Source organism: Holdemania sp., from assembly GCF_986127675.1.
In genome coordinates this window covers 1-12,439 of sequence record NZ_CFQZWI010000005.1, presented here as the reverse complement: position 1 = coordinate 12,439, position 12,439 = coordinate 1, and the positions used below count along the sequence as shown (strand labels likewise).

Annotated in this window: 11 protein-coding genes and 1 riboswitch; of the genes, 5 read left to right on the top strand and 6 right to left on the bottom strand. The window is 52.2% G+C overall.

The window, feature by feature from the left end; all coding sequences use genetic code 11:
• Window positions 1–157 precede the first annotated feature (157 nt).
• A complete protein-coding gene (locus tag AC5OW4_RS01760) occupies window positions 158–496 on the top strand; it encodes a hypothetical protein (protein WP_195395657.1) in 339 nt (112 codons plus the stop codon).
• 105 nt (window positions 497–601) lie between these two features.
• Here AC5OW4_RS01760 and AC5OW4_RS01755 read toward each other — a convergent pair whose 3' ends face one another.
• Both AC5OW4_RS01755 and AC5OW4_RS01750 read right to left on the bottom strand, forming a co-directional pair.
• The gene (locus AC5OW4_RS01755) at window positions 602–1,603 is read right to left on the bottom strand and encodes an alpha/beta hydrolase (protein ID WP_195395658.1); all 1,002 of its coding nucleotides are present in this window, start codon (window positions 1,601–1,603) and stop codon (window positions 602–604) included.
• A gap of 172 nt (window positions 1,604–1,775) precedes the next feature.
• A complete protein-coding gene (locus tag AC5OW4_RS01750; RefSeq protein WP_072683758.1) occupies window positions 1,776–2,648 on the bottom strand; it encodes a putative ABC transporter permease in 873 nt (290 codons plus the stop codon).
• A 176-nt stretch (window positions 2,649–2,824) separates the two neighbouring features.
• Window positions 2,825–2,898: riboswitch (Fluoride riboswitch) on the top strand.
• A 71-nt stretch (window positions 2,899–2,969) separates the two neighbouring features.
• Here AC5OW4_RS01750 and AC5OW4_RS01745 point away from each other — a divergent pair.
• The 4 genes from AC5OW4_RS01745 to AC5OW4_RS01730 all read left to right on the top strand — a co-directional run bounded on the left by AC5OW4_RS01745 (window position 2,970) and on the right by AC5OW4_RS01730 (window position 8,644).
• Window positions 2,970–4,175, top strand: coding sequence for a cation:proton antiporter (locus AC5OW4_RS01745; protein WP_072683759.1), 1,206 nt, complete (start codon window positions 2,970–2,972; stop codon window positions 4,173–4,175).
• Window positions 4,176–4,648: 473 nt separating this feature from the next.
• Window positions 4,649–5,335 (top strand): class II aldolase/adducin family protein, encoded by a 687-nt coding sequence (locus tag AC5OW4_RS01740; RefSeq protein ID WP_072683760.1) that lies wholly within the window; start codon window positions 4,649–4,651, stop codon window positions 5,333–5,335.
• A gap of 2 nt (window positions 5,336–5,337) precedes the next feature.
• Window positions 5,338–6,822 carry a rhamnulokinase gene (locus AC5OW4_RS01735; RefSeq protein ID WP_072683761.1) on the top strand — a complete coding sequence of 495 codons (1,485 nt, stop codon included), beginning with the start codon at window positions 5,338–5,340 and terminating at the stop codon, window positions 6,820–6,822.
• Window positions 6,823–6,874: 52 nt separating this feature from the next.
• Window positions 6,875–8,644, top strand: a complete 1,770-nt coding sequence (locus tag AC5OW4_RS01730) for an L-fucose isomerase (RefSeq protein WP_072683762.1) — start codon at window positions 6,875–6,877, stop codon at window positions 8,642–8,644.
• A gap of 171 nt (window positions 8,645–8,815) precedes the next feature.
• Here AC5OW4_RS01730 and AC5OW4_RS01725 read toward each other — a convergent pair whose 3' ends face one another.
• The 4 genes from AC5OW4_RS01725 to AC5OW4_RS01710 all read right to left on the bottom strand — a co-directional run.
• Window positions 8,816–9,028: a hypothetical protein gene (locus tag AC5OW4_RS01725; RefSeq protein ID WP_493676575.1), complete on the bottom strand. Its 213-nt coding sequence runs from the start codon at window positions 9,026–9,028 to the stop codon at window positions 8,816–8,818.
• A 103-nt stretch (window positions 9,029–9,131) separates the two neighbouring features.
• Window positions 9,132–10,739, bottom strand: coding sequence for a DUF4368 domain-containing protein (locus tag AC5OW4_RS01720; RefSeq protein ID WP_493676574.1), 1,608 nt, complete (start codon window positions 10,737–10,739; stop codon window positions 9,132–9,134).
• Window positions 10,740–10,841: 102 nt separating this feature from the next.
• Window positions 10,842–11,141, bottom strand: a complete 300-nt coding sequence (locus tag AC5OW4_RS01715; RefSeq protein ID WP_493676573.1) for a hypothetical protein — start codon at window positions 11,139–11,141, stop codon at window positions 10,842–10,844.
• Window positions 11,142–11,158: 17 nt separating this feature from the next.
• The coding region (locus AC5OW4_RS01710; RefSeq protein ID WP_493676572.1) for a plasmid recombination protein at window positions 11,159–12,439 on the bottom strand (1,281 nt) is incomplete at its 5' end.

The following is a 12,439-nucleotide window of genomic DNA, read 5'->3' as shown; positions in this document are numbered from 1 at the left end:
TCCCGCCTTCAAAATCTCTCCAGAATGAAATTTATTCTCTATTCCGAGAACTTTGCTTGTTTTCCACCGTTAATTTCCTTATACTTTAATTATAGTTGAAAAATCAGATCTTTCCAGCTTGAAGAAGCAAATTGAATAGCTGAGAGGAGGTTGTTCTATGAAAGGTGGTAAAGCTTATTTTCATTATTTGTTATTTGTGGACCGGCGTCAGCCGGTAATCACTCTGGGTGACAAAGATTATACAGGAACCGATGCACTGCTTGATGAGCGGATTAAGACGCGCAGGCAGCTGTATGCCTTCCGTCTGTTTTATCTGGCTGTCGTCGTAAGCCTGATGGTTCTTGTTTTCCACATTCCAGCCTTCGCTGCCTTTATCTCGTTAATCCCGGCCGAGCTGATTTTCCTGTATGTTAAAATGCCGGCTTCTTTTCCTGATCAGCTGATTCCCGCGGATATCCCGGATCCATCGCAGACATCCACGCCTAAATTAAATTAATCCAGCGGATAATTCGTATCCAATCAGAAGGGGAGAAATAAGCTGCAGCGGCGGTTTCAGGAAAGAGAAAAGGGGCTGATTCCTCTGGGGAAAAAAGCCCCTTTTTTATTTGCGGCGACTTGTTTTCCATGTCCTTTCTTTGAAAGTCCCCCCACCGCAAGCAACGCGATCGGCATTTCTTTTCTTACAAGAAAAGCATTTCTTTAAGAATGCGATTCTTTTTGCGATCTGCGTTTTGACAATTTGCGTCTGGAGCGCGGAATCATAGCCGTGGATGGTTCCCTTTGTTTCATTTAATTCGACGTTCGCTCCGGCTTCACGAAGCTTTTTGGCATACAAGACGCCTTCGTCATGCAGACAATCAAATTCCGCGGTTTCCATGTAAGTCGGGGGAATCTTGTCCGGCAGAGTGTTGTGCATCGGCGAGGCCTTTTTGATCAGAGCGCTGTCCGCCTTCCTTAAATAGAGCTTCCACATTTTCTGATTGCTGCGGGAATTCCATAACGGCGTATCCGTATATCTGGCCATGGACGGCGTGGACATCGCCGCATCCACTGCCGGATAGATGAGCATCTGTGCACAGGGAAAGGGCAAGGCTTCCGCCGCCGTCGAGTTGCAGAGCGTTGCGGCCAGGGTCGCGCCGGCGCTGTCTCCCGCAATGCCGATGCGGGTTGGATCGATCCGCAGAGTTTGAGCATGTTCAATCCCCCACCGGAGCGTGGCCAGACAAGCTTCATAAGCTGCCGGGTAAGGATATTCCGGCAACAGAGGATAATCAGGAAAGATCACCCGGCAGCGAACCTCCGCCGCATAAAGGCAGGCCAGCTTTTTATGATAAGCCGATGCCTTATAACTGAACGCGCCGCCGTGGATCATCAACAGACATGGGAGCTGCTCTGTCGCCGCAGCCGGCTCATAAATATCCACCGGTAAATTCCGGCCGTTTTCCTTCAGCAAAATCCGGCGGCAAGCAACGCCTTCCAAAAGCTTCGTGCCTTTCAGCGCGAGCGTTTGATATGGCTTCGCCAGCTTGATCATAAGCCGGTTATACGGAATCTTCTTCGCGATGCTTTTCAGTTGGGGATCGATCCCACCGATATCCTTCATTCACAATTCTCCTCAATTCATTCGTCGATTCCGCTTTCCGGAAGGAAATGAATTTTCTATTCTCAGTATATCCTACCCGCCTTGCGTACAGCCTTCCTTCTTTCTCCGATGTCCGACAGTTTGGCAAAGCGGATTTTAGCAGCGGTGTTTCTCCATGAAAACAGGGCCGCAATCAGCGGCCCAGCGTGTTTTCGATCTTTTCAGCGATCGCTTCTTTTTTATCGTTGATCGCCTTCTTTGTGCGGTTGCGGGTCTGATCCACCCAGGCGCGGAATTCATTGGAAAATTCCCGGTTGACCTGATGCGGGAATGCCTTGTTCAGACGTGAACGAATTTTAAAAGTCCGCTTGGGAATCAGATCGATTCGGCTGACCATCTTGTCAATGATCGCCGAGAGCTGTTCATCCGCATCCGTCGAATCCATCACGGCCTGAATCCGCTCGTAAAACGGCACGTCTTCACCGACCTGATCAACGTTCTTCATCGCTTCACGCAGCTCCTGCATACACTTTTCCAGTTCGACAAATTCCTTGTTCCGCCTTAGCAGCGCATGCACCGTCTTGAACACATCGGTGGAGAAATAGATCAACAACGCGGCATTGACCGCCCACAACAGCGGCAGCGGAATCCGCTGGACGGCGTTATAGATCGGCGGGTGAATGACGTACACCACAAACAGGCACATCAAGCCAAACAGCGTCGAATTCAACAGGCAGATCCGGCCGTTGAGATTAAAACGGTACCGGGAATAATCCCACCAGCGGGTATGAAACATTTTCTCCATCACAAAACTGGTCAGATATTCCAGCGTGCTGGTTATCACGACGCCCCAGAGGAATACCATCCCGTACGAATCCGCAACCGGCTCCAGCAGCGTTAAAACAAAAACGCCGCCAAAGCCGTAAATCGGGCAGTAAGGTCCCGCTAAAAAACCGCGGTTAATCCATTTGCGCTGACCGATGGAACAATAGAGACACTCGCAAACCCACCCTAAAAAACTGTAAATAAAAAATAAGATCACTGCCTGAGCCGGAGTTTCGATCATAATATCCCCTCCTGTTTCGTGATTATTCTACGCCGTTCACCGGGTTTTCAATCGTTTTTAACTGATTTTATCCCAAAAGCAGGCTTTCGCCTGTACCTCATTATACACGCTGCGGCTTTTCGCCACAACTGAAGGATTTTTTACAATCTTGACAATGTGTCCAAAATCCGTTTAAATAAAGAACAGGGAATGATGTCTCCCCAGGCAATGTGCCTAAACCGCTGTATCAGCTGATGACTTCTGTGTGTTTTTCGCATAGGTCATCAGCTTTTTTTGTGGATTATCGGTAGAAAGCAGGAGAAATCATAGGAGGAGAAAAAAATGTTGACCAGTCTCGCATGCTTATTTTTAGTAGGAATTCTGTTCAGTCAGATATTGGAACGGCTGCGGCTGCCGGGGTTACTCGGAATGATTTTAACCGGGATTTTATTAGGGCCGTATGGCTTAAACTGGTACTCTGACAGCTTGATGGGGATTGCGGCGGAGCTGCGGCAGCTGGCGCTGGTGTTAATTCTGCTGCGGGCCGGACTGGCGCTGGATCTGAACGATTTAAAACGGGTCGGCCGGCCGGCGGTTCTGCTTTGCTTTGTACCAGCCGCTCTGGAAATTCTTGCTTATGTTGTATTGGGGCCGAAGCTTTTGGGATTATCCGTAGTGGAAAGCGCGGTCATGGGCGCGGTGATCGCAGCGGTTTCCCCGGCGGTCATCGTACCGCGGATGTTGAAGCTGATGGAGGAAAAACGCGGAACTGAACAATCCATTCCGCAGATGATCATGGCCGGCGCCTCGGCCGACGACGTGTTTGTCATCGTGTTGTTTTCCAGCTTCCTCGCCTTAGCTCAAGGCGGTCCGCTTTCCGCCGCGGCGCTGTTTCAAATTCCAGTTTCAATTACGGTTGGGATTTTGACCGGCGCCCTGACAGGGCTAATGTTGTGCTGGTTTTTCCGGAAGATTCATCTGCGCGATTCCCTGAAGGTTTTAATTCTGATGAGCGTGGCGTTTCTGTTGCTGGAAACGGAAACCCGGCTGAAAACGATGCTGCCGTTTTCCGGTCTGTTAGCGGTAATGGCAATGGGAATTGCGATTTACAGCCGTTATACCATTTTAGCCGAACGTCTGTCGCAGAAATTTTCCCGCTTATGGGTCGGAGCGGAAATGATGTTATTCGTTCTGGTCGGCGCGGTCGTGAATCCGGCGTATCTGTTCAAGGCCGGGGGATCGCTGATTCTTTTGATTTTCACGGCGTTGTTCTTCAGAATGACGGCGGTAGCGTTATGTCTGATCAAAACACCGCTGAATCGGAAGGAACGGCTTTTCTGCATGATCGCATATTGCCCGAAAGCGACGGTTCAAGCTGCGATCGGTGCGGTTCCGCTGAGTCTGGGACTGGCCTGCGGCGAACTGGTCTTAAGCGCGGCGGTGATGGCAATCCTGATCACCGCGCCGCTCGGCGCGCTGGGGATTGATCTGACTTACCGGCGGTGGCTGAAAGAAGCAAAGACTTCCGACGTTGGATTGAAAGACTGATCGAAAGTGAGGACGAACTGAGAATGTTCGTCTTTTTCATGCTCTCTATTTTATGATTTGCCGCCAGCTGTATTTGATGAAATTGAAGTCGCCGCAATGATTCTTTCAGCGGACCTTTGATTTAAAAGGCAGGCAAACGATCATTTTCGGATAGGAAGAACTTTCTTTGATCTTTTGCTTATCTTATCACTCAGTAAAATATCACTTTCGCGGAATACAATATGTTTGTTTTTTTCCTTTCCCGCGTCGCTGAAAGGAGTGATGAAATTCATCATTTTTCAACGTTTTCACGGAAAGTTCAAAGATCGTTCTTTCGAACATTCTTCACGATGATTTCATAGAAACGCTTCATTACGACGTTTTTTCCAACTTGAGTTTCAGCCTGTCTTTTTTACGGTGGCAGCGGTTTCATTCAACGCTTGCATGCGCTGGAAGATTATGCCACAATTATCGTATAGGGAGGATGAAACATCATGAATGAACAGGAAATCCGCGAACAGATCTGCGACGTTTGTCACAAAATGTGGCAGCAGGGCTGGGTTGCGGCCAACGACGGCAACGTGTCCGTCAAGATCGGCGAGGACCTTTATTTAGCGACGCCGACCGGCATCTCAAAAAGCTTTATCACGCCGGAAAAGCTGATCAAAATCAATGGCCAAGGCGAGGTGCTGGAAGCGCTGGAGGGTTATCGGCCAAGCAGCGAAATTAAGATGCACCTGCGCTGCTACAAAGAGCGCGAGGATGTCGGCGCGGTCGTTCACGCGCATCCGGCCACCGCGACCGGGTTTGCCTGCGCGCACGTACCGATGGACGATTACGCGATGATCGAATCGGTCATTGCGATCGGCTCGGTTCCGATCGCGCCGTACGGCACCCCGTCGACCGACGAAGTTCCGGAAGGCATCGCGCCGTTTTTGAAGGAGCACGACGTCATCTTATTGGAAAACCACGGGGCACTGACCGTCGGCTGTGATCTGATCACCGCGTATTACCGCATGGAAACGCTGGAACTGACGGCCAAGATCATGCTGAACGCGAGGCTGTTAGGCGGAGTGAAGGACATTTCGCGGGAAAACATTGATCGGCTGATCACCATGCGCGACACGACGTATCACGTCACCGGCAAGCATCCGGGCTATAAGAAATATTCCGGGAAATAGCGATGGAACCGTGCGTACTTGCGATTGACTTAGGCGCCAGCAGTGGCCGCGTGATCGCCGCGCAGACCGATGGAAAGACGCTTCGCTGTCATGAGATCCACCGTTTTGCCAACGAGCCGGTGGCCTGCTGTGGTTCGTTGTATTGGGACGTCTTAAACTTATTCAATCAAATCAAAAAAGGCATTGCGCTTGCCGCGCAGCGCTACACGGTGAAATCGCTGGCAATCGACACCTGGGGCGTGGATTTCGGCTTGCTGGACGAAAGCGGCAGGCTGATCGAAAATCCGATCTGCTATCGGGACGAGCGGACCCGCGGGATTCTGAAGACGCTGAGTGAAACTATTTCGATGCAGGAGCTGTTTGCCCAGACTGGCAACACGCCGGATGAAATCAACACGCTGATGCAGCTGGCAGCCTTGAAAAACCAGCGGCCGGAAGTGCTGGAGCGGGCGCATCAGCTGTTGTTCATGCCAGATCTGATCGGCTATTTTCTGACGGGAAAGCAGGCGTGCGAGTTCACGATTGCCTCGACCTCGCAATGTCTCAATCCGGAGCGTACCGGTATTCATACAGAACTGCTTGAGCGGTTAGGACTGCAGCCGGATTTATTTGCGCCGCTGCGCTATCCGGGCGAGATATTGGGAACGTTAAAACCGGAAATTGCCGCGGAGTGCGGCTGCGGGGAGATCGACGTGCTGCTGTGCGGAGCGCATGACACGGCCAGTGCGATCTACGCGCTGCCGACGGAGGAAAACCATCCGATATTCTTAAGCTGCGGGACCTGGGCGATCACGGGTCAGATTCTCGATCAGCCGGTGATTACCGAAGCCAGCGCCCAGCTGGGTGTTTCCAACGAAGGCAGTCCCGGCGGCAAAACCCGGCTGGTGCGCAACCTGACCGGGCTGTGGATCATCCAGCAATGCAAGGCCGAGCTGCAGCGTCAGGGAACGGCGCTGACCTACGATGAAATTGAAGCGATGATGGACAAAGCCCAGAGCTACGACGGCCTGATCGACACGCAGGCGCCGACCTTCCGCGAATTCGGCCAGACGATCAGGCGAATTCACGATTATCTGAAAGCGACCGGTCAGCCGCTGCCGCAGACGCATGGCGAGCTGTTCTGGTGCGTTTACCAGAGCCTGGCCGCACAGATGAAGCTGGCGTTCGACGAGCTGGAAGCCCTGACGGGGCAGCCTTCCGATACCTTATATATGGTGGGAGGCGGCTGTCAGTCCGCAACGCTGCGCCAGAAGATCGCCGACGCCACCGGAAAACGCGTGATTGCCGGACCCGTCGAGGCCACGGCGCTGGGCAACATCGCCGTGCAGCTGATCGCGGAAGGGCTGGTCGCGGATCATGCCCAGATCACCGATCTGATCCAGCACAGCGAGAAAATCATGACGGCCGTTCCACAAGCTTCCATGACTTCCCAGATCACCCGGCTGAAACAATTCAAAGCTCAGGCCGCGGTGAACGAAGTGGCCTGATCCGATCCTCTTCATGAAGATATAAAATAAAAAACAAAAAAGGAGAACAGAGATGGAATTAAGTAAATGCAAGATTGGAATCCGTCCGACCATCGACGGCCGCTGGGGCGGCATCCGCGAAGGTCTTGAAGAACAGACGATGGGCATGGCGAAAGCCGCCAAGGCGTTGATTGAAGCCAACCTGACCTATTCCGACGGTACGCCGGTGCAGGTCGTAATCGCTGATTCAACGATCGGCGGCGGCCGGGAAGCGGCGCTGTGCGCAGATAAGTTCGGCCGTGAAAATGTCTGCGGCACCTTATCGGTCACGCCGTGCTGGTGCTATGGTTCAGAAACGATGGATCTTGATCCGACGACCGTCAAGGCCGTCTGGGGCTTCAACGGCACCGAACGTCCGGGCGCGGTGTATCTGGCAGCCGTCATGGCAGCCCATGCCCAGAAGGGGCTGCCGGCCTTCTCCATTTATGGTCATGACGTTCAGGACGCCGACGACCGCTCAATTCCGGCCGACGTTCAGGAAAAGATCCTGCGCTTCGCCCGCTGCGCCATTGCGGTCGGCGAAATGCGCAACAAAGCTTATGTCAACATCGGCGCGATTGCGATGGGCATCATGGGCAGCTGCTGCGACCCGGATTTCTTCCAGAAGTATTTAGGCATCCGCGCCGAATGGGTGGACATGTCGGAAATCATCCGCCGCGTCAATCTGGAAATCTACGATCATGAAGAATACGAACGGGCTTACGCCTGGGTTAAGGCCAACTGTCCGGAAGGCTTCGACAAGAACGCCAAGCCGTACAGCGCCGAGGATAAGGAAAAGCAGTGGCAGTTCGTCACGAAGATGACGATGATCATCCGCGACATCATGCTGGGCAACGACAAGCTGAATGCGATCGGCCGGCATGAGGAAGCGATCGGCCGCAATGCGATCGCGGGTGGCTTCCAGGGTCAGCGGATGTGGACCGACTACATGCCTAACGGCGACTTCGCCGAGGCGATCACTAACTCCTCGTTCAACTGGAACGGCAAAAAAGAACCGCTGGTGCTGGCGACGGAAAACGATACGCTCAACGGCGTCGCGATGTTATTTGAAAAGCTGCTGAACCATCGTGCTTCCATCTTTGCGGACGTGCGCACCTATTGGAGTCCGGAAGCAGTCGAGCGCGTCGTCGGACGCAAACCGGAAGGCCGGGCGGCCAACGGCTTCATCCATCTGATCAACTCCGGTGCGGCGGCGCTGGACGCCACCGGCTGCGCCAAGGATGAAAACGGCCAGGGCGTCATGAAAACCTGGTGGGAAATGACCGACGCGGACATCGACGCCTGTCTGAAGGCGACCGACTGGTGTCCGGCGGATCTCGGCTACTTCCGCGGCGGCGGCTTCTCCTCCCATTTCCGCACCCACGCAGAAATGCCGGTTACGATGGTTCGGATGAATCTGGTTCAGGGCATCGGCCCGGTCATGCAGATCGCCGAAGGCTGGACGGTCGTTCTGGATGATGAAATGCACAAAATTCTCGATCAGCGCACCGATCCGACCTGGCCGACGACCTGGTTTGTTCCGCGTTTAGACGAAGCCAATTCAGCGTTTAAGGATGTCTATTCCGTCATGGCCAACTGGGGCGCCAACCATGGCACCTTCACTTATGGCCATATCGGCAAGGATCTGATCACGCTGGCAAGCATGCTGCGAATCCCGGTTTCGATGCACAACCTGAGCGACAACGATCTGTTCCGGCCGCACAGCTGGGCGGCCTTCGGCACGAAGGATCTGGAGAGCGCCGATTACCGTGCCTGCGCGGCTTATGGTCCGCTGTATAAATAAAATAATTTCACGCGGTCAGTAATGACATTCAAAGATTTCTTCTGAGGAAATATCAAATAAAAAGATGGAACCCCATCTTTTTATTTGCCTTGCGTTTATAAAGCATCGTGTATTTTATTGAAACATCCGCTTGTTGTACGCTGATTCTCAAACGCAGAAAGAAAACCTGACCTAAATTGTCTCCTTCCCCTGCCGCAGAAACAGAATTCCTGCGCTGGCCAGCCCCAGATCTGCCAGCTGGAACCCACTCGTGGGTTTCAGCGTCTTTAAAACAGAACACACGATCAGCGCGATGCCCATCGCGACGACCAGCGCCTTCAGCACCAGATCTACGATCTCGTTGATTCGCTTCACTAACGACGCGGGACGGGTTTCGCCCTGCATTAATTCCTCCACAGAGACCCCGAGAATTTCCGCCAGCCGCGGCAGCGATTGAATATCCGGGCAGGATAAATCGGTTTCCCATAGTTAAGGATATGGATGCAGGTTAATCAATTTTGCCGATAAATCGGTAGTAAATCTCAATCTCCTGATCTCGCATCCCATCCGCACCTTTAGTAGCCTCATGAATCACAATCTTCTCAATCAGGGTATTGAGAAGTTCAGCGGTCAGATCTGTGGGATTGGCGTACTGCTTGATGAGAGCGACCCACTTTTCGGCATCCAGGGCAGTTTGTTGCTCTGCGGACAGCTCCGCTTGCAAGCGGCTGATCTTTTCCTCCAGCTCCAGCTGTTCTGCCTGGTACTTTTTCGTCAGCAGATTGAAGTTATATTCGGTGATGCGTCCGGCAGACCAGTCCTCGTACATTCGGACGAATTTTCCGTCCACTTCTGCCTTGCGCTTTTCCGCCCGTTTCAGCTCAGATTCCTGACGCTTGGCGGCGGTTATGCGTTCCCGGTCACCGTTTTTCAAAATCTGCTGCAAGAGTTTTTCTTCGCTCATCTGCGCCCGATGGGACCAATACTGGATTCTGGACAGTACATAGACATAGAGCGTGTCATAGCGGATATAATGCGCCGAGCATTGTGTACCCATCTGTCCGTATTGGCTGCAAGTGAAGTGGCTGTACGGCGTTTTGTTCTGCCGGTTCGTGCCGAAGCGCATAGACCAGCCACAATCTGCACATTTTACAAGACCAGCGAAAATCTGCGTTGTGGCATCCTTCTGCTGCCGTCTGCGGCTCACAATCTGCTTTTGCACCTGCTCAAACACATCCCGGCTGATGATCGCCTCATGGGTATTTTCCACCCGAATCCATTCTTCTTTCGGCTTGCGCACCTTTTTCTTGTTTTTATAAGAGATATTGGTTTGCTTATTGTGTACGCTGTTGCCGATGTAAGTTTCATCTTGCAGAATACTTTTTACCTGAGCAATCGTCCAGGCATAGGATTTTTCTTCTGGCGCATTGGCATAGATATTGGCGAAAGTTCCATACCGCTGATAATTGAGCCAGCCCGCAGTCGGGACTTTCTCTGCAAGCAGGGTCTTGGTTATCTTCGCCGCACCTGCTCCATGAAACGCAAGGTCAAAGATTTTCTCGATGATCCAGCGGGTTTCTTCGTCTATGGCCAAAGTGTTTTTGACTTCGGAATGGCGGATGTATCCCAGCGGCGCATAGGCAAAAGTGCGTTCTCCGGCAGCAAATTTGGCACGGAGCGCCGTTTTCACCTTGCGGCTGGTATCCTTTGCGAACCATTCGTTAAAAAGGTTCTTGAACGGCACAAAATCCGAAAGTCCTTTTTCGGTGTCCTCATTTTCGGCCACAGCGATGTATCGAATCTGCTTTTCCGGGAACACAAATTCCAGATAGTAGTCCATCATTACGTGTTCACGGCCAAAGCGACTGAGATCTTTGGTAATAATGCAGTTGACCTTTCCAGCCTCCACATCATCCATCATCCGCTGAAAGCTGGGGCGCTCAAAGTTCGTTCCGCTCCATCCGTCATCGACATATTCGCCATACACCGAAAGACCATGTTCCTTTGCGTACTGCTGCAATATGGTGCGCTGGGTCTCGATACTCACGCTGTCGCCATAGTTTTCGTCGTCACGGCTGAGACGCATATAGAGTGCGGTATTGTAAGGTTGTTTCACGGTAAAAGTCCTCCTTCTAATCGAAACAACCCACGCTTACAATACTTCTGCTTTTATTATACCGTAAGCGTGGGTGTGGTTCAACGACATTTTGTTGTGGGTTTATCCAGCGTTGCGGGCGGCATACTGGATCACATTTTCAATCAGCTTATCCATGGGTTTGCCTGCCTGGGAGAAATGCTCGGATACCCGAATCCGGGTATTGCCGCAGTAAAAATATTGAGCGCCATCCGGCTCTGTGACATAGACCGAGGTGTTTTCCAGTGTCGGTTCGGGTTCATCCTCCCAGCTGTGCCATTCTTCCAGGGTTTCCAAGGGCGGCTCAAAAATCGGTTCAAAGCAGGATTCAATGTCGATATAACCATAGTCAGGTTCGCTCGTAAAATCTTTGTGTTTTCTCATGCAGTTCCCTCCATCAATTAAAGTTCCATTTCGTGCGACTTACGGCGGGAAGGTTGATCGTGCTCCCTTGTTTGCCGGGTCCGGGGTAAAATGGCATCAAGAAAAGCCCGCACCTTTTCGGGTGCGAGCTTGACAGCTTCCAGATAAGGCCGTGCCTGTTCTTTCAGCGACTCATATCGCTGTTTCCAGACAGCGGCACTTTTTTGTGCGCTTTGCAGTTTTTCTTCCAAACGGCTGTTTTCCGCCTTGGCAAGAATCCCATTGACCGCATAATCCTTGAGTGTGCTGCACTCGGATGGGGTCAGAGTGATGTTGCCGGTGAGCGTCTTTTTCCCCATGGAGCGGATTTCCTGTACCGTCAGGGCGGCAGTGCGCTGTTCTTTGGTCTGCTTTTGCAGAGATTGCAGTTCCTTCTGCTTTTTCTCAACGGCAGCCTGTGCGGTGTCCAGCGCCTGTTCTGTCTGAGCGATTTGGGCGGTCACATCTTCCAGCCGCTGCTGCTCCTGTGCCACCTTGAACTGGGTCACAGTCAGATGTTCTTCAGTGCTGCCACGCTCTCCACGCTCCACATCGGTATATCCGGCAGCTTTCATATAGTTGAAGAAATCGTCTTGCAGGACACTGTACGATGTCCGCAGAACTTTCTTGCCCTTGGAGGTCCGAAGCGGATTGCCCTGTTCATCCAGAGCAACTTTGGATTCCCACTTTTTACTCCGGCTGACCTGCATAATGGTCTCCTTGACTGTACCTACAAGGGACTTATCCTTGCACCGCTTCGACCAGAGAATCTGTTTTTCCACCACCGGGACATAGACCACATGAAGGTGGTAGTGATACACATCCTGCCCCAGAGCTTCCGACATGGCTCGGTTGCGCTCATCGGCGTGCATGACGGCAGAGAGGATATACTGCTCACCGCCCACGATCTCTACGGCAGCTTTGTATGCGTCGGTGTAGAATTGCTTGGCATATTCATATCCGCCGTGATTGTGAAAGTAAGCGGAGTTCACATCAAAAATCAGTTCCCCGTATTTCACCGCATCGGCTTTCAGACCACGGGTGAAGATGACACCATCGGCAATCATCTGATCGAACATAGCGGTATAGCTGTCGGTGGGAGCTTTGAAGTGGATATTCCGGTAGGTCTGGGTGGTATCAATATCCTGGTTGGAGTAGCTGTCCTTTTCTCGTTCATTGTGTTCCTGCACCTTTGCCACATCATCAAGGGTGGGCAAGTCCTGGTTACGGGCAAAGGTGCGGTCGATTCCGTCGTTTCTGGCCATAAAAATCAAGATCGG

Coding starts and splice junctions, on each gene's coding strand:
- AC5OW4_RS01760 (WP_195395657.1), top strand. CDS start 158: ATGAAAGGTGGTAAAGCTTATTTTCATTATTTGTTATTTGTGGACCGG.
- AC5OW4_RS01755 (WP_195395658.1), bottom strand. CDS start 1,603: ATGAAGGATATCGGTGGGATCGATCCCCAACTGAAAAGCATCGCGAAG.
- AC5OW4_RS01750 (WP_072683758.1), bottom strand. CDS start 2,648: ATGATCGAAACTCCGGCTCAGGCAGTGATCTTATTTTTTATTTACAGT.
- AC5OW4_RS01745 (WP_072683759.1), top strand. CDS start 2,970: ATGTTGACCAGTCTCGCATGCTTATTTTTAGTAGGAATTCTGTTCAGT.
- AC5OW4_RS01740 (WP_072683760.1), top strand. CDS start 4,649: ATGAATGAACAGGAAATCCGCGAACAGATCTGCGACGTTTGTCACAAA.
- AC5OW4_RS01735 (WP_072683761.1), top strand. CDS start 5,338: ATGGAACCGTGCGTACTTGCGATTGACTTAGGCGCCAGCAGTGGCCGC.
- AC5OW4_RS01730 (WP_072683762.1), top strand. CDS start 6,875: ATGGAATTAAGTAAATGCAAGATTGGAATCCGTCCGACCATCGACGGC.
- AC5OW4_RS01725 (WP_493676575.1), bottom strand. CDS start 9,028: ATGCAGGGCGAAACCCGTCCCGCGTCGTTAGTGAAGCGAATCAACGAG.
- AC5OW4_RS01715 (WP_493676573.1), bottom strand. CDS start 11,141: ATGAGAAAACACAAAGATTTTACGAGCGAACCTGACTATGGTTATATC.